General features: G+C 39.8%; 18 protein-coding genes. 4 read left to right on the forward strand and 14 right to left on the reverse strand.

The window, feature by feature from the left end; translation table 11 throughout:
• Window position 1: 1 nt before the first annotated feature.
• Window positions 2–718, reverse strand: coding sequence for an energy transducer TonB (locus BUW93_RS06365; RefSeq protein ID WP_081210322.1), 717 nt, complete (start codon window positions 716–718; stop codon window positions 2–4).
• Between the two features lie 210 nt (window positions 719–928).
• Here BUW93_RS06365 and BUW93_RS06370 point away from each other — a divergent pair, with 210 nt between their 5' ends.
• Entirely contained in the window at window positions 929–1,372 is a 444-nt protein-coding gene (locus BUW93_RS06370) for a hypothetical protein (RefSeq protein ID WP_081210324.1), read from the forward strand.
• Here BUW93_RS06370 and BUW93_RS06375 read toward each other — a convergent pair.
• Window positions 1,362–2,435 (reverse strand): endonuclease/exonuclease/phosphatase family protein, encoded by a 1,074-nt coding sequence (locus BUW93_RS06375; protein WP_081210326.1) that lies wholly within the window; start codon window positions 2,433–2,435, stop codon window positions 1,362–1,364. The genes BUW93_RS06370 and BUW93_RS06375 overlap by 11 nt on opposite strands.
• 101 nt (window positions 2,436–2,536) lie before the next feature.
• On the opposite strand from BUW93_RS06375, the gene BUW93_RS06380 reads away from it, so the two are divergent.
• The 3 genes from BUW93_RS06380 (at window position 2,537) to BUW93_RS06390 (ending at window position 7,339) form a co-directional block, all read left to right on the forward strand.
• Window positions 2,537–5,350 carry a TonB-dependent receptor gene (locus BUW93_RS06380; protein WP_081210328.1) on the forward strand — a complete coding sequence of 938 codons (2,814 nt, stop codon included), beginning with the start codon at window positions 2,537–2,539 and terminating at the stop codon, window positions 5,348–5,350.
• 141 nt (window positions 5,351–5,491) lie between these two features.
• Complete coding sequence (locus BUW93_RS06385) at window positions 5,492–6,868, forward strand: DUF5689 domain-containing protein (RefSeq protein WP_081210752.1); 1,377 nt, start codon at window positions 5,492–5,494, stop codon at window positions 6,866–6,868.
• A 66-nt stretch (window positions 6,869–6,934) separates the two neighbouring features.
• Window positions 6,935–7,339: a hypothetical protein gene (locus BUW93_RS06390; RefSeq protein WP_081210330.1), complete on the forward strand. Its 405-nt coding sequence runs from the start codon at window positions 6,935–6,937 to the stop codon at window positions 7,337–7,339.
• A 36-nt stretch (window positions 7,340–7,375) separates the two neighbouring features.
• On the opposite strand, the gene BUW93_RS06395 is transcribed toward BUW93_RS06390, so the two are convergent.
• The 12 genes from BUW93_RS06395 to BUW93_RS06450 form a co-directional block, all read right to left on the reverse strand.
• Window positions 7,376–8,119, reverse strand: a complete 744-nt coding sequence (locus tag BUW93_RS06395; protein WP_081210754.1) for a hypothetical protein — start codon at window positions 8,117–8,119, stop codon at window positions 7,376–7,378.
• Between the two features lie 97 nt (window positions 8,120–8,216).
• Window positions 8,217–9,440 (reverse strand): GTPase HflX, encoded by a 1,224-nt coding sequence (gene hflX, locus BUW93_RS06400; RefSeq protein ID WP_081210332.1) that lies wholly within the window; start codon window positions 9,438–9,440, stop codon window positions 8,217–8,219.
• A 145-nt stretch (window positions 9,441–9,585) separates the two neighbouring features.
• A complete protein-coding gene (locus BUW93_RS06405; protein ID WP_081210334.1) occupies window positions 9,586–10,482 on the reverse strand; it encodes a DUF3078 domain-containing protein in 897 nt (298 codons plus the stop codon).
• A gap of 54 nt (window positions 10,483–10,536) precedes the next feature.
• Complete coding sequence (locus BUW93_RS06410) at window positions 10,537–11,049, reverse strand: DUF2480 family protein (protein WP_081210336.1); 513 nt, start codon at window positions 11,047–11,049, stop codon at window positions 10,537–10,539.
• A gap of 21 nt (window positions 11,050–11,070) precedes the next feature.
• A complete protein-coding gene (locus BUW93_RS06415; protein WP_081210338.1) occupies window positions 11,071–11,394 on the reverse strand; it encodes an iron-sulfur cluster assembly protein in 324 nt (107 codons plus the stop codon).
• Window position 11,395: 1 nt separating this feature from the next.
• Entirely contained in the window at window positions 11,396–11,773 is a 378-nt protein-coding gene (locus tag BUW93_RS06420) for a SufE family protein (RefSeq protein WP_081210756.1), read from the reverse strand.
• Between the two features lie 89 nt (window positions 11,774–11,862).
• Window positions 11,863–13,101: an aminotransferase class V-fold PLP-dependent enzyme gene (locus tag BUW93_RS06425; protein WP_081210340.1), complete on the reverse strand. Its 1,239-nt coding sequence runs from the start codon at window positions 13,099–13,101 to the stop codon at window positions 11,863–11,865.
• A 47-nt stretch (window positions 13,102–13,148) separates the two neighbouring features.
• Window positions 13,149–14,465 (reverse strand): Fe-S cluster assembly protein SufD, encoded by a 1,317-nt coding sequence (sufD, locus tag BUW93_RS06430; protein ID WP_081210342.1) that lies wholly within the window; start codon window positions 14,463–14,465, stop codon window positions 13,149–13,151.
• Between the two features lie 73 nt (window positions 14,466–14,538).
• Window positions 14,539–15,288: a Fe-S cluster assembly ATPase SufC gene (gene sufC / locus BUW93_RS06435; RefSeq protein ID WP_081210344.1), complete on the reverse strand. Its 750-nt coding sequence runs from the start codon at window positions 15,286–15,288 to the stop codon at window positions 14,539–14,541.
• 42 nt (window positions 15,289–15,330) lie between these two features.
• Window positions 15,331–15,717: a hypothetical protein gene (locus BUW93_RS06440; RefSeq protein ID WP_157893292.1), complete on the reverse strand. Its 387-nt coding sequence runs from the start codon at window positions 15,715–15,717 to the stop codon at window positions 15,331–15,333.
• Window positions 15,718–15,737: 20 nt separating this feature from the next.
• On the reverse strand, window positions 15,738–17,183 hold the full coding sequence (sufB, locus tag BUW93_RS06445; protein WP_081210348.1) for a Fe-S cluster assembly protein SufB: 1,446 nt from the start codon (window positions 17,181–17,183) through the stop codon (window positions 15,738–15,740).
• Window positions 17,184–17,250: 67 nt separating this feature from the next.
• Entirely contained in the window at window positions 17,251–17,580 is a 330-nt protein-coding gene (locus BUW93_RS06450) for a HesB/IscA family protein (protein WP_081210350.1), read from the reverse strand.
• Window positions 17,581–17,776: the final 196 nt, after the last annotated feature.

The raw sequence follows: 17,776 nt of genomic DNA on the forward strand, positions 1-17,776 counted from the left end.
TTTAATCCTGAACCTGGAAAATTATAGGTAAGGCATAACTTACAATAACAGGTTTTCCACGTTGTTTTCCGGGTTGCATTTGAGGTAAAGCTTCTATTAATTTTACGGCTTCTTCTTCCAATTTAGCATGTGGCGCCCGTGCTTGAATATTTATTATATTTCCTTTAGTATCGATTTGAAATAGAATGGTAATTCGGTTTACCCCACTGAGTCCTAGTTCACTTCCCAGGTTTTTATTGAAATTTTTATTCACATAATTGGTAATATTTTCACTCATACAATTTTTCCTTAAAGCATTATCTTTTAGAGCTCCACACCCGGGGTAAATGGGCACGTCTTCAATGAAAGTAAAAGGCACCGTTTCAACTTCTTCATCAGGTTTATGTTCAACTATTTCTTCTGGCTCCACAAAATCATCCAGGCTTGTCTCGGTTGATTTTATATCATCCTCTTTAAGCTCGGGCTCGTCTTTAATAACTTCAATTACATCTGGAATTACGGGAGGTTTTGGAGGCGGATTATTCATCGGTTCGGTAACCGGTATCACTTCCTCTTCCAGAGGATCTAAGTAAACCTGTTGCTTAGCGAAGTCTTTCTTATCATAGGTCTTCCATTCTATTAGAAGGAAGCTGGCCAGCAAGCCGGCGATAAGTCCTATGGATAAAAACAGGTTTGATCTTTTCTGGAGGTCGGCTTTGGCATTTTTCTTAGGTTGCATAAGATATTAGATTAAAAGTTAGTAAACATTCGATGATAAGGGCAATAGAGTGGCTAGTATTTTGAATGGAAATCAATTAAAATGCCAAAATTTTAATATAATGGAAGTTTGGGGCTTTGATTTAGGAACCCATATGCCTCTTTTAAACTATGAAGTACATTTAAGTGGCTTTTTTATAGAAAATCCTATCTTTACTAAAAATTTAAATTTATGTATCCAACCATACAATTCATACATTCTTATTGGGCTTATCTTGTCCTCATCGTTTTGTTTGTAGCCTCCGTAAATTCAATTATAGGTTATGCCTCTAACAAGGAATATGGGGCGACCAATTTTCGCCTTGCACTGTTTAGCCTTATCACCTCACATATTCAATTGTTAATTGGTCTTGTCCTGTATTTTGTAGCTCCCTATTTCAATGCTTTTTCTGAAGTGGGAATGGGTGGTGTCATGAAAGATTCTACACTTAGACTCTACAATGTTGAACATCCTTTAATTATGATTATTGCGATTGTACTTATCACCGTAGGCTACTCTAAACATAAAAAGAAACTCACCTCGCAGCCAAAATTCAAAATCCTGGCTATCTTCTATACCATCGCATTAATTTTAATGCTTAGCAGGATACCCTGGAGTACCTGGCTTAATTTTTAGGAACAACTTCCTTTATAAGATAGATATATACCGGGAAATGGTCGCTATAGCCGCCTACGTAGCCTCCGTACCCATAACTTCGGAAGGGATATCCTCTATATTGCCCGCTGGGAGTATGTAAATAGTTTTTATTAAAGATACCCGCTTTGTAGAATTGATATTGAGAATAATCTTTCTGAAGAAATCCGCTGGTAAGCATTATCTGGTCAAAGAGATTCCAGGCATCACGATAAGCCAAAGTGCCCAGCCCTTGTTTGAGCATATTTTCCATAGGATTATAGATTTCCCTAATGTCAGTCTCTTCGGCATTGGCTTTAGTCTTTAAAACCTCTTTAAAACTTTTATTGGTTGGATCATCGTTGAAATCACCCATACTTATAATTTTCGCATAGGGGTCTACCTGAAAAAGAGAATCTATGATCTTTTGGTTCAGCGCAGCAGCTTTTTCCCTTTTATAACTACTCCGGGCTTCACCGCCACTTCTGGATGGCCAGTGATTTACCATAAAATATATTTTTTCACCATCCAACAATCCGCTAACTACCAGTTGATCTCTTGTGTATACGCGTTTTTCAGAATCTATAAAATCATAGATCATAAGCCGGCGGGATTGGGAATTGGTGATTTTAAAAATGGATTTCTTATAAAGCAATGCAACATCAATTCCGCGTCGGTCGGGAGAATCGAAATGTACTATTCCATAATCTGAAGCTTTGAGGGCCTCCTCATTCAGAAGATCTTCCAGCACCCGCCGGTTTTCTACTTCACAAACTCCTATAATAGTAGGGGAGACTCCTGTGACTTCCTTACCAATATCAGCGAGCACTTTTGATATATTCTTTAGCTTGTCCTGGTATTTTTCTTTTGTCCATACATCTTTGCCTTCCGGTGTTCGATCATCGTCGAAGGTAAAAGGATGATTTTCGGTGTCGAATAGATTCTCAACATTATAGAAGGCAATGGTATTGATTTTAAAATCCCGCTTTTCCTGGGCCAAACCATATTCAGCAAAAATCAAAAAACATAGATAAGCGGTTATCACCGGTATTTTTCCCCTAAGCATTTCCTTACAAAAAATTTAAAAACAGCCATATAATGTACTGATTTTATGATTATTAAAAAATAATTAGCTAAAATTATAAGATAATATTGGGGGGATTTTCAATGAAGAAATCAATTATTCTTATAGGTTTTTGGCTTGGTTTTAATTCGGGGTTCGCACAGGAAACCTCTGTAAAAGGAAGAGTAGTTGATGCTGTTACTTATAAAAATATCCAGGGGGTGATTGTCGTAATAGAAAATACTTCTCATACCACGAACACCGATGAAGTTGGGAGCTTTAAGTTTACCGGCGAGAACTTACCAGTTGGCAATAAGGTCCTGCATTTCTCTAAAGAGAGCTATTTAGATTTAAGATTGCCCGTGGTTATTGAACCGAGAGTTGAAAAGGACCTGGACCTGATTCCCTTTCAAAACGATCTCTTGCAGGAACAGCTTCAGATAAGCACCATTAGTCTTTCTGCCGATGAACTCAACGAAGATGAAGCCAGTGTAGATAATATTGCTGGACTCCTGCAAGCCTCCCGGGATGTCTTTCTAAATGCTGCTGCCTTCGATTTTAGTCAGACATTCTTCAGGCCACGCGGATATGACAGTGAACACGCTAAGGTTCTCATCAACGGGATTGAAATGAACAAAATTTTTACCGGCCGTCCGCAATGGAGTAACTGGGGCGGCCTGAACGATGTGCAGCGCAACCAGGTGTTTTCTATGGGATTTGCTCCCAGTGAAGTTAGCTTTGGTGGACTGGCAGGAACCACAAATATCATCATGCGGGCCTCCCAGTACTCCCGGGGTGGGAGAATTTCCTACGCTTTTGCCAACCGAAGTTACAATGGCCGGGTGATGGGAAGTTACAGTTCTGGCGAATTAAAGAATGGCTGGGCTTTTTCTGTTTCGGCTTCCCGAAGGTTTGCGGAAGAGGCTTATAACGATGGGACTCTTTATGATGCCAATGCGTTTTATATTGCCGTGGAAAAGAAATTAAATGAATCTCACAGTGTAAATTTCACCGGGTTCTATACACCAAATATCAGGGGAAAATCTTCCCCTAATACCCAGGAGGTATTCGATCTTAAAGGGAGACGCTATAATGCTTACTGGGGTTATCAGGATGGTGAAATGAGAAACTCCAGAGTACGGGAAATAAAAGAACCCGTGCTGATGCTCAATCATTTTTGGAAGGTTTCAGATAAAACTGAAATAAATAGTAATATTCTTTTTCAGTTTGGAAAGACCGGGAATAGCCGCATAGATTATGGGGGAACGCGGCTGGTAATGCTCAACGATCAGGAAAGCTTTATTGGAGGTGGGGCAAACCCAGACCCTACATATTATCAAAAATTACCTGGATATTTCTTGCGTTTTAGCGATAATCCAAATTATGAGGCCGCTTTTAGAGCCAGGGATAATTTCAATGAAGAAGGTCAACTGGATTGGGCGAAATTATATGCTGCCAATCAGAGTGCCGGTTATAGTATCTATGCTTTAAGTGAAGACCGGAATGACGATAAGCTCATGAGTGCTAACGCGATTATTTCCTCGGAATTAAGCCCAAACATAAGTCTTAATTCTAAACTATCTTTTACCAGCTTGAAGAGTCATAATTTTGCTTCTGTAAAAGATTTGTTGGGAGGAAGCGGATATTTAGACATCGATATTTTTGCTGAGGGTGATGCCGAAACTTCTCTCGGAGATCGTGCCCAAAGCGATCTCCAAAACCCTAATCGAATTGTGGGGGTGGATGAACCTTATAAATATAATTTTGAACTACACGCCACAAATACTGAAGCATTCCTCCAACTTCAATTTAATTATTCCCAGGCCGATTTTTATTTTGGGGCAAATTTCTCTCAATCTACATATCAGCGAAACGGACTATTCCAGAATGGGAATTTTCCGGATAATTCCTTAGGCAAAAGCAAGAAACTTGAATTCACTGGCTATGGACTCAAGGCCGGAGGGACCTATCGGTTAACGGGGAGGCATCTTTTTAGTGTAAATGCCGCATATCTAACAAAGCCGCCCAATTTGCGAAACTCCTTTTCCAATTCCCGTCAAAACAATGAAACCGTGGTAGATATTGATACAGAGAAAATCTATACGGCAGATTTAAGTTACCGATATCAGGCACCAAAATTAAAAGCAAGACTAACGGGTTATTTTACCCAAATCAATGATGCTACCGAGATATCTTTTTATTATGCCGATGGGCTTTCAGGCCTTGGCCGTACCAGCACCACTGCTTTTGTACAGGAAATTCTATCGGGAATAGGAAAACGTCATTTTGGCGCCGAATTAGGCTTAGAATCACAAATAACTACAACAATAAAACTAAAGGCTGCAGCAGCGGTGGGTCAATATACCTATAGTAATAATCCGTATTTATATTTAACATCAGATGATTTTCACGAGGCGGTACATTACGGGACCTCTTATCTTAAAAACTACCGAATTGCCGGAGGACCACAACAGGCGGTACAACTTGGTTTTGAATACCGCGACCCGGGTTTTTGGTGGTTTGGTACCAGCATTAATTTTTTCTCACATGCCTTTCTTGATATTAGCCCGCTAAGTCGTACAGCAAATTTTAAACAGGATACAGATGGCCTGCCCTTGCTTAATTATGATGAAGATATTGCCCGGGAATTACTGGAACAGGAGCAATTCCAGGAGTATTTTCTGATAAATGTAATTGGCGGTAAATCCTGGCTGATAAAAGGGAAATACCTGGGTTTTTTTGTAAGCCTCAATAATATTTTTGACGAGCTGTATAAAACAGGTGGATTTGAACAGTCTCGTAATGCCAATTACCGAACCTTAAAAACCGATCAGAATAGAGATTATCCAGTTTTCAACCCTAAATACTGGTATGGTACGGGCGCAAGTTATTATGCAAATATTTATGTGAGATTTTAAAGATGAAAGAGATGAAACCGACAGGCTGCCGGACCCAAAAATTGGCAACAAATAACTTGTCTCGATTAAATCAAGAGGAATAAGATAAGTAGTTTGGCCCGAATTCTCAATTGGGATAATAATTATAAACAGATGAGAGAGATGAAAACATTTTTAATGCTAGGATTTTTAGGATTTTCTCTGATTTCCTGCGTGAAGACCGATGATTTTGAAATCCCAAATGTAGAAACAAAAGAGTTCGAATTAGATGGGAAGGTCACTAATATTGCTGCAGTAAAAAACAATTTTGATTCTGAAAATAATGTTATCTATACTTTTTCAGAAACAGAAACCTATATGGAAGCCTATGTGGTATCCACTGATGAAGGAGGGAATTTCTATAAGGAGCTGGTATTACAGGATCGTCCGGAAAGTCCCACTGCAGGAATACTGATTCTTGTAGATAATAATTCGCTTTTCGAAACTTTTGAATTTGGCAGAAAGATCTATGTAAGGCTGGATGGCCTTAGCCTTTGGCAAAACAACGGAGTGATTCAGCTGGGAAAACAAAACAGAGGTGATGTGGTAGCTATTCCTAACTCCCTGTTAGATGAGCATCTTATCAGAACTACCGAAACCGTTGAGATTACACCGCTCCCTTTAGAGATTTCTGAGTTTAGTACCAAACATCTTAATTTATACATTCGTCTCAATAATGTCCAGTTTAACAGGAACCTGGTGAGAGATGACCAAAGGTTTACTTTTGCCGGGGAACAAACCGACCAGTATGATGGGGAGCGTCAGTTAGAAAGTTGTATTACCGGTGCGACCACGGTTTTATCCAGTAGTACTTTTTCCGATTTCAAATCGCTTTTACTACCCCAGCAATCCGGAAGTATTGAAGGCGTGCTATCACGAAATTTTTATGACGAGTATTTTGTGATAGCTATAAATACGCCTGATGCCATAGATTTTAATAAAAACCGCTGTGATCCGGTTTTTTTCTCTTGCGGAGATGTTTTAATCCCTGGCCCCGAAGTCATTTTTGAAGAAAACTTTACTAATATCACCAGCAAAGAAAAGCTGGAGACGGAAGGCTGGACCAATCTGAATGTAAATGGGGGGAACGAAAGCTTTGAACCAGGAGTCTTCGATGGTGATCGGTATATTAGAATTTCTGCTTTTAATACTGATGAAAATCCCCTGGAAGTATGGTTAGTGAGTCCACCTGTAGATTTAACCAATTCCACCATAGAGACGCTTTCTTTTGAAATTATGGCTTCCTACGATAATGCGACCATACTGGAAGTGTTAATTACTAATGAATATTCGGGAAACCCTTTGACCACCGAATGGTTGCTGTTGGATGCAAAGATTCCTGTAGGGCCTTCAAATCAGTATGGTAAAAAATATTTGAAATCCGAATTGGATATTTCCTGTCTCGATGGGGTAATAAATCTTGCCTTTAGATATTTGGGAGCAGGCCCCGATAAAACTACCACCTACGATATTGATAATATTCGTGTAACAGGGCATTGATTTTTTGCGTAAATTGAAAAATTATTATTCAAATTCAGCTTGTATATGAACTAACTTTACTAATCAATGAAACTTCCTTTATCCCTCTGTTTTTTATTTTTCAGCCTGGGCCTTTGTGCCCAACAAACCCAGGACCTGGAAGGAACCTGGCGATGGACCTCTCCTAATGGGGAAGATAACTTTGAGCTTAGCCTCGAATATATCGATGGTAGCAAGATAAGAGGTAAACACTGTTCTGTATACCATAATGGAGAAAAGATGGATTGTCAGAATAATGAAAACGATTATAGCATAAGTCTTATTAAAATAGCCAAAAATATTTACGATGGCACGATAGAAAGCAGATACAGTGCGACTGCCGGGAGAATTAGAGTTCAATACCACCCAACAGATGTTAGTTTAAGTTTTGTCTTAAAAGCATATCCCCCGGGGGAGTTCTATTTGCCAGACAGGGCATTAATGTACCGATAAAAAACCTATCTAAGTTGACAGCTTTTCTTTTTAATACTATTTCTCTTTTTTCTTTTGGTAGGCTTTTGAATATGGAGACCAAACCTCATAAATAGGGTCTCCCTTTGAACTGGTACCTTTATGGTGCCACTCTCCGTCTTTAACTGCGTATTCAAACTCAAGGCTTGCCCCTACACGGCTGTCATCCCGGGAGAAAAATTCAATATTTTCAATGTATTTCCCATTTTCTGCGGAATAGGTGCCTCCTCCTGTACCGCTGAATTCTTTGGTAGCCGAATTAAAAGCAATCCATTGAAAGCGCCCTCCTCTTAATATTTTAATCGTTCGGCGGTCTCCCGGGGTCATGGTGTTCATTTTACCATTTCTTTCACGACCTGTAATCACCCAGTTTCCGGTGAGATCATCATTTTTATCTGATATGCGCTCCCAAATTTTAGTGTGTACCCCATCGGAGACTTCGAATCTATCTTCGCCCTCCCAGGAAATAGTGAAATCATTATTCACACCAATGGCATCGGGATCAGCGGTGTCAAAATCTCTATTTTCGCTTAAGGTTTCATCGTCGGGAAGCGTAAATTCTCCTCCTGCGGCGCTCATAAAGCTGTTATCAGGTAGAGACTTAACTCCCTGAGCAAAGTAATCATCCTGGTAGATTCTTATTACTTCCCTGTTAGTAACATCTTCTCCATTCATAGAAACCAGTTTCCAGGAACCTTCTATATTTTGAGCTGAAAGCATTCCAAAACAAAACAGCAGCGGTAAAAACAGTAAATTTTTCATAGTATCTAAATTATTGATGCTAACTAATTTACAATAATTCAATAAAAAAACCTCTTTACAGAGGTTTGGGAGTTTTAAAGAAGAGGGGGAGATACTTTTATTCTTTCTCCTCTCCATATTTATCATATTCGGGATAAAGGAAATTATTATAAGGAAAACGGGTGATATGAATTTGTCTAACAGCTTCGTAAACCTTTTTTCTGAACTCTTCCATGTTTTCCTTATTAAGGGCTGAAATAAAGAGAACATTATCTCCCATCCTGTTCATCCAGGTGTTTTTCCATTCCTTGAGGCTATAATGAGCAGAAGTTCTCTCAGTCATGAGATCGTCTTCCTCAATTTTCTCAGCCTTATATTGATCTATCTTATTAAAGACCATAATAATTGGCTTGTCATTGCTTTTTATCTCACTCAAAATCTGGTTAACCGATTCTATATGGTCTTCAAAATTAGGATGAGAGATATCTACTACATGCAATAACAGGTCTGCTTCCCGAACTTCATCCAGCGTAGATTTAAAAGACTCTACCAACTGGGTGGGCAGTTTCCTTATAAATCCAACGGTGTCGGTAAGCAGGAAAGGGAGATTCCTGATTACTACTTTTCTTACCGTGGTATCCAGGGTTGCGAAAAGCTTGTTTTCAGCAAAAACCTCACTTTTGCTTATGGTATTCATGAGGGTAGATTTCCCAACATTGGTGTACCCCACTAAGGCTACCCGAACAAGTTGCCCCCTATTTCCGCGCTGAACCTCCATTTGTTTATCTATGGTTTCCAGCTTTTTCTTGAGTAAAGCAATCTTATCCCGTACAATACGACGGTCGGTCTCGATCTCGGTTTCCCCGGGACCACGCATCCCTATACCTCCACGTTGTCGTTCAAGGTGAGTCCACATTCCCGCAAGTCGTGGTAATAAATATTCGTATTGGGCGAGTTCAACCTGGGTACGGGCGTAACTTGTTTGTGCCCGCTGGGCGAAAATATCCAGGATAAGGGTGGTTCTGTCCAGAACCTTACATTTCAGGATCTTTTCTATGTTCTTCTGCTGGGCAGGAGAGAGTTCATCATCAAAAATTGCGGTGCCGATCTCGTGTTCTTCTACGAATTCACGCACCTCGTTCATTTTTCCTGAACCAATAAAAGTCTTGGGGTTTGGCGAGTCCAGTTTCTGGCTGAAACGCTTCGCAACCTCCCCACCGGCGGTATAGGTGAGAAACTCCAGTTCATCCAGGTATTCATCCAGCTTTTCTTCATCCTGATGCTGGGTTACTATCCCTATTAAAACGGCTTTCTCGTGAGTTAAATCGGTTTTTTCAATCATATAGGCAAAGTTACAGAATAGATCGTAATAGTAGTTTTTCAGGCTTTTAATTCAACATAAATTTAACGAAGAAAAGGCTATAGATCTAAAAAACCTGCAAGGCAAAAGCAATGCAGGTTTAATTTACTTCTGAAATAAAAATGTTTTAGAAAGCGTAGTTAAATCCTAAACCAAACACCTCACGAATCTGGAAACCTTTCACGGCATTATCATCGTAAATTGCCTGAAAAATGAGGTTGGTAGATAGGTAATCGTTGATCTTCATATTCATATTCATCGTGTAGTCTATATCTACATTCTGTGGATCTTCGAAATAGTTGGAGTAAAGGTTCAGTAGATTTTCCATTGAAACGTTTTCTATAATGCTGAATTTAGCATAGGCCGAAACCGAGGCGCCGAGTTCCCAACGGGCGGATTTTTCAGCATCAATACCAAAATAATCCCCATCAACATATCCCGGCGCTGAGGTGAAATCTGAATCTACCAGGATCATTCTTCCGGTTGCAGGGGAAATATTCACGTATAAATCTTCGCTTTTTTTCCAAAGCATACCGGGGCCAAACTGGAGGTAAGCCGGGGAAAGAAAATTGGTGTATTCGGTTCTTATCGTTTCTCCGGTTACATCATCCTGGCTGTATTTATAGCCTTTTGTGATTTGCGTTCTGAAATTCAGAAACAAAGAATAATACCAATTAGACTCATTTATCTGCTTTCCTGCAATTGAGTTAAACTCGAGCCGGTCACTTGTTTTGCGGGCAAAATTATCACTGCGTTGTTTAGTCAAGCCGTAATCCAGGATAAATTTATTATCCCAGGTGATATCGTCTCTTAAATAATTGAAATTATAGTTAAGCAAAAGATTTCCGGCGATATTCGAAGTACCGCCCCCCGTCCATTCATCATTAAAAGCGGATTGATTGAACATCAATGCAAAATTTCCTTCCTTGGTCCATCCTTGTTTTTGTTCTTCCTGCTCTTCTTCCTGGGCTGAGATATTCAAAACCCCGGCAAACAAGGCAAGACAGAGTATAATTTTTTTCATTGGTTAGTGTTTAATTTTTTCCGGGTTAAATTATTGAAAATACTTTTTGGAAATTTAGATTTTAGCCTTTTTGTAAAGGGGAACCGATGAGCATGCTTCTCCATACATCAGGCTCTTAACAATAGGCTGAAGTTTCTCTATCAAAAGAAGATAGGCATTCTTCGGCACCGGTTTGTTGGAACAACCTTTCACAATTACAGGTTTATCCTTGAGATTACTAACATCCAGCTTCTCTATTATCTCTGAATATAAAATGCTTTCCAGGCTTTCCAGGTCTCCGTTTATCACTTTTTTTGCATAAGGTTGTAGATAAGTCGCCAAAAGCATATAAGCCCAGGCAGGTACAATAGCATCGCTGGAGCAGGTGAGGGCTATGTATTTTCCTTCATATTTACTCCAGTCATGATTTTTGGCTACTTCTCTAAAATCCTTTTCCCGAAGCACAAAACCTTCCAGTAACCAGTCTTTTATATCAAAAAGAATTCGTTCCCCTTCCGGATAATAATCTTCCAGATTAAAGGTGACCAGTTTACTGCCGGCTACCCGATTAATGATTTCTTCAGACATAGAAACTTTTTTGAAGGTGGTTTATAGTAATCCCAGTTCGAGTTTTGCTTCTTCGCTCATCAGATCCTGGGTCCATGGCGGATCGAAGGTGATCTCAACCTCGGCATCTTTTACCATATCCAGTGATTTCACCCGTTCTTCAACTTCCATAGGAAGTGATTCGGCTACCGGACAGTTTGGAGTTGTTAGGGTCATGAGGATCTTAACTTCGCTCTCGGTGTTTACCATCACGTCGTAAATTAATCCAAGTTCATATATATCTACAGGGATCTCGGGGTCATAAATAGTTTTTAAAACCTTTACGATCTTTTCCCCCAGTTCCTGAGTGTCTATTTCCTTTTCCATCTTAATTTAATTGGGTTTGATATGCTACCGCATACATTTTAAGTTGTTTAATCATACTAACCAATCCATTGGCACGGGTAGGCGAAAGATGCTCCTTTAGACCAATATCATCAATAAATTTTGTGTCGGCTTCAATGATATCAGCGGGATGCTGATTGGAAAATGCCCTGATAAGGATGGCTACTATGCCTTTGGTGATTATAGCATCACTATCGGCAGTGAAAACCAATTTATCGCCTTTCAATTCAGCGTGAACCCAAACTTTGCTCTGGCAGCCTTTTATAAGGTTTTCATCGATCTTATATTTCTCATCAATAAGTGGCAAATTCTTCCCAAGCTCGATCATATATTCGTAGCGCTGCATCCAATCCTCAAACATTGCGAATTCATCTACGATTTCCTGCTGTATTTCCTTTATATTACTCACTTTTCCTGATTTTTTGAAGCTTTAAAAGCTCGTTATTTTCTTCATGAAAGCATCATTTTTGCTTTTTTAACGCCTTCAATAAACCGGTCGATCTCTTCCCTGGTGTTGTAAAAAGAAAAGGAAGCGCGCACCGTACCCGGAATCTTATAAAAGTCCATAATTGGTTGTGCACAATGATGCCCGGTTCTCACGGCTATGCCCATTTTGTCGAGCAAGGTGCCAATATCATACGGATGAAGACCTGCAATATTAAATGAGATTACCGCGGTTTTCTCTTTGGAATTTCCGTAGATCTTCATTCCTTCAATTTCCAGGAGTTTGGCGGTGGCATATTCCAGCAACTCCTGTTCATATGCCGCAATTTTTTCAAATCCAATTGAATTCATATAATCCACAGCTGCTCCAAAGGCTATTCCTCCACAAATGTTTGGGGTACCCGCCTCAAATTTATGAGGAAGATCGGCGTAGGTAGTTTTTTCAAAACTTACGCTGGCGATCATCTCACCACCACCCTGATAGGGAGGGAGTTTTTTAAGCCATTCTTCCTTTCCGTAAAGAATTCCAACTCCGGTTGGGCCGCACATTTTATGCGCCGAAACCACATAAAAATCTACATCCAACGCCTGAACATCGGCTTTGATATGAGGGGCGGCTTGTGCGCCGTCTATCAGTACAGCCGCACCATGAGAATGTGCTTTCTCGATAATATCCTTGATGGGGTTAATGGTTCCCAGAGCGTTAGATACGTGATTAAGGAATACTATTTTTGTTTTCTCCGAGATCATTTCTTCAAAAGCGCTGTATATAAGTGATCCATCTTCGTTCATAGGAATCACTTTCAAAACCGCTCCTGTTTTTTCGCAAAGCATCTGCCAGGGCACAATATTGGAATGATGCTCCAATGCTGAAACCAGAATTTCATCGCCTTCCTTTAAAATACTGGCAAAACCGCTGGCAATAAGATTGATGCCGTGGGTGGTGCCAGAGGTAAAAATAATCTCGTAAGGCTTTTTAGCATTAAAATGCTTCTGAAGGCTTATTCGAGCCTGCTCATATTTTTCTGTAGCTTCCTGGGACAGGCTATGGACTCCCCTGTGAATATTGGCGTTGTAGTTGGAGTAATAATCTACTATCACATCTATCACCTGTTGAGGGGTTTGTGAGGTAGCTGCGTTATCCAGATAGACTAATGGGTATCCATTAATTTCCCTTTTCAGAATAGGAAAATCCTTTCTTATTTTTTCGATGTTAAAAGCTATATGTTCTGTAGCCAGGCTCATTTTATTTTCTTTTTTAGGGTCAATTCAACCTGAAAATAAGGGAAATATTAGAGGCTGAAACCTACTTCAACGTCAAGTTTTTCCGCAATTAGGGTGTTAATCCTTTTCTTTAATTCAGGAATTTTTACGCTTTCCAGAACGTTGTTTGCAAAGGCATACATCATAAGACCCTGGGCTTCCCTTTTTGGGATCCCGCGGGATCTCAGGTAAAATAATGCATCTTCGTCCAGCTGCCCAATGGTACAACCGTGACTACACTTTACATCATCTGCAAATATTTCCAACTGTGGTTTTGAATTGATGGTAGCCTTATCTGTTAGTAAAACATTGTTGTTAGACTGATAGGCATTGGTTTTCTGAGCTTCCTTTTCAACCACCACTTTACCATTAAACACCCCGGTGGAATTTCCGTCGAAAATACCTTTGTAATCCTGGTGACTTTCACAATTGGGCTCAATATGGTGTACTAAAGTATTGTGATCTACGTGTTGTTTGCCCTCAATGAGGGTTACCCCTTTCAAGGTGGAATCTATATGCTCCCCCTTCTGATAGAAATTCAGGTTGTTCCGGGTCAATTTTCCACCTAAAGAGAAAGTGTGCACTGAACAAAAACTCTCAGATTGCTGCTCTATAAAAGTATTATCTATAAGAGAGGCCGAAGTAGCGTCATTCTGAATCTTGTAGTAATCAACAATCGCACGTTTGTCGGCAAAGATCTCTGTCACCGCATTGGTAAGCACCGGGCTGTCGGTTAAGCTTTGGTGTCTTTCAATGATCTGTACGTGAGCATTTTCATCTACCACGATAAGGTTTCGGGGTTGTAACAGCATCGCCGATTCTTTCCCGGTAGAGAAATTTATGATCTGGATTGGCTTATCGGCCATTTTATTCTTCTGAATATGAATATAAGCGCCTTCGCGGGTGAATGCTGTATTTAAAGCGTTTAGTCCAGTTTTTGGAGCGATTTTGTTGAAATATTTATCGACAACCGCCTTGTAAGGAGATTTATTTAATGCGGAAGACATTAAACATACATCAATCTTATCGTGTGTGGTTTGGGAAAGATGGGAGGAATAAACCCCATCCACAAAAACTAAATCGTAAGTGTCAATATTATCAATAAGGTAATCTTTAATATCGCGATATTCCAGGCTGTCGTCCTTTTTAGGGAAAAAGCTGTAATCGTGCTTTAAAACCGAATTAAGAGACGTGTATTTCCAGGCCTCTTCTTTCTTTCCCGGGAAACCTATGCGATCAAAATCCTTAATTGCCTGATTTCTTATGTTATGTAAATCATCGTTCTCACCTCCGAATTCCTCTTCGAAAGCCAGAAAAGATGACACTAATTTATCTTTTAATTCCATCACAAAATTCTATTTGTCATTTTCGCAAAGGCGAAAATTTTAACTTTATTATTAGTATTTAAAACCCAGGCTATTAAACCTGCTCCGGTTTTAACCAATCATAACCTTTTTCTTCAAGTTCCAGCGCAAGTTCTTTGCCTCCGGATTTCACAATCTTCCCGTCAACCAACACATGTACAAAATCCGGTTGGATATAATTCAATAATCGCTGATAGTGCGTGATTAATAAAACGGCATTGTCTTTAGTCCTTAATTTATTAACCCCTTTCGCCACAACTTTAAGGGCATCAATATCCAATCCTGAGTCGGTTTCATCAAGGATAGAGAGTTTTGGGTCAAGTACTGCCATTTGGAAAATCTCATTACGCTTTTTCTCACCTCCTGAAAATCCTTCGTTCAGGGAACGGGAAAGGAATTTACGGTCGATTTCCAACAATTCAGATTTTTCCTTGATGAGTTTCAGCATTTCATTGGCCGGCATATCATCCTGCCCATTGGCTTTTCGGTGTGCATTGATTGCAGCTCTCATAAAATTAGTAACCGAAACCCCTGGGATCTCAATTGGATACTGGAAAGACAGGAAAATTCCTTTGTGTGCTCTCTCGTCGGGATCAAGCTCTGAAAGTTCTTCCCCTTCAAAAATTATCTCTCCCTGGGTCATATCAAAATCTTCCTTTCCGGCTATAACCGAAGAAAGGGTACTTTTCCCAGATCCGTTTGGTCCCATGATTGCGTGAACCTCCCCGGGATTGATTTCCAGGTTTATCCCTTTAAGGATTTCCTTATCGTCTATACTCGCGTGTAAATTCTTTATTTTAAGCATATATTCTAGGTATGCATTCCGCCGGTGACGGAACAGATTTAACTATTCTTCAATTTCTTCTGAAACCTTTTCGGTTTCCAGAATTTCAATTATTTCTCTTATTTCGATGTTCTCTTCCCATCCTTCCTGGTTGGAACTGGGAACAATTTTTCCTTTTATTTTTACTGAAACCATATCGAAATCTTCCTTCTGATAAGGTTTAACTTGTTCGGCCAGTGACTTTGAGATAGAATCTATACTTACTCCGTAAACAAAACTATCCCCCCTGAAAACCGCAGTCTCTCCCACAAAAATGATTTCGCCGGTTAAGGTTGGAATACTGTCTTGTTCTTCCTCTGCTTCAGCAGGTCCCATTAGTTCCTGCCGGCTTTCATCCTGGCAGGCTACCGCTAAAATCATTATGCTTAGTATGAATAAAAATTTCTTCATAGATTACATGATTACTTTAATTATCCTACAGATCCTTCCAGTGATATCTCCAGCAATTTTTGCGCTTCCACAGCAAATTCCATGGGCAGCTTATTCAGCACCTCTTTACTAAAACCATTTACGATGAGGGCGATGGCCTTTTCGGTGTCGATCCCACGCTGGTTACAATAGAAGATCTGGTCTTCCCCAATCTTGCTGGTGGTGGCTTCGTGTTCTACCTGCGCCGATTTGTTCTTCACCTCGATGTAAGGGAAAGTATGGGCCCCACATTTATTTCCCATTAAAAGGGAATCACATTGTGAGAAATTTCTTGCATTTTCGGCACGGCCGTTAATTTGTACTAAACCACGGTATGAATTCTGGGATTTTCCTGCTGAAATACCTTTTGAAATAATCGTGCTTCGGGTATTTTTTCCGAGATGAATCATTTTTGTTCCCGTATCGGCCTGCTGAAAGTTGTTGGTAACGGCAATCGAGTAAAATTCCCCGATAGAATTATCTCCTTTTAACACACAGGAAGGATATTTCCAGGTTACTGCAGAACCGGTTTCCACCTGGGTCCAGGATATTTTTGCGTTTTTCTCGCAAAGTCCACGTTTGGTAACAAAATTATAAACACCGCCTTTTCCCTCTTTATTTCCGGGATACCAGTTTTGGACAGTACTGTATTTAATTTCGGCATTATCAAGCGCAATAAGTTCTACTACAGCAGCGTGCAACTGATTTTCGTCCCGGGTAGGGGCGGTACAACCTTCAAGGTAGCTAACATAACTGCTGTCTTCAGCAATAACAAGCGTTCGCTCGAATTGGCCGGTCCCAGCCTGGTTAATCCTAAAATAAGTTGAAAGTTCCATAGGGCATTTTACGCCCTTTGGTATATAACAGAAAGAACCATCACTAAATACCGCCGAGTTCAGGGCTGCATAAAAGTTATCGGTTTTGGGCACAACGGTCCCTATATATTTCTTCACCAATTCTGGATGTTCCTGAATGGCTTCAGAAATAGAACAAAAAATGATGCCTTTTTCAGCAAGGGTTTTTTTGAAGGTAGTGGTTACAGACACCGAGTCCATCACCACATCTACCGCAACCCCGGCCAGTTTCTTTTGCTCATCCAGAGAAATTCCAAGTCTTTTAAAGGTGTCCAGTAATTCAGGATCTACCTCATCCAGACTATTATATTTTGGTTTTTTATTGGGCGCTGAATAATATGAGATGTTCTGAAAATTCGGTTTTTCATAATGAACATTTGCCCATTCCGGCTCTTCCATTTTTTCCCAGGCGCGATAAGCTTCCAGGCGCCACTCTGTCATCCATTCGGGTTCTTCTTTCTTTTTAGAAATCGCTCTCACAATGTCTTCATTGAGACCTACAGGAAAAGTGTCAGATTCTATATCGGTATAAAATCCGTACTCATATTCCTTTGTTTCGAGCTCTTTTTTTAAATCGTCTTCAGTATATGCCATTTTAATTTTTTCTAAAATTATTCAAGGTTCAAAATTTAAAAATTCAAGATTTTAAATTCTGAATAATTTAAAGGGAAAAACTCTCCCCACATCCGCAGGTACGTTGAGCGTTGGGATTATTAAATACAAATCCCTTGCCATTAAGTCCGCCGGAATATTCGAGAATCGTTCCGGCCAGATATAAGACGCTACGTTTGTCAACTACGATCTTTATATCATTGTCTTCAAAAAGTTTATCGTCTTCGGCTTTCTGCTTATCAAAGTTCAACTCGTAAGATAAGCCTGAACAGCCCCCGCTCTTAACACCAACCCGAACAAAGTCCTGGGCACTGTCAAAACCATCTTCTGCCATCAAAGCGGCAATCTTTTTTTTCGCACCTTCGCTAACTTTTATCATAGCTTAACAAGATTAATTCTAAATTGGGGACAAATATACTACAAAACAGACGTTTTACCATAGGCCAGGCATATGTTTTAAGAATGATTGGATAAGCCTTGTCAATTAGGGAATTTAAAAGATAAAATCATCTATTTTACTGATATTCAATAGCTTTAATAAATATCTTTTCTTTCATTCTCCTTAAGGTTTATTC

The sequence above is a fragment of the Salegentibacter sediminis genome (genome assembly GCF_002078605.1).
Lineage (GTDB): Bacteria > Bacteroidota > Bacteroidia > Flavobacteriales > Flavobacteriaceae > Salegentibacter > Salegentibacter sediminis.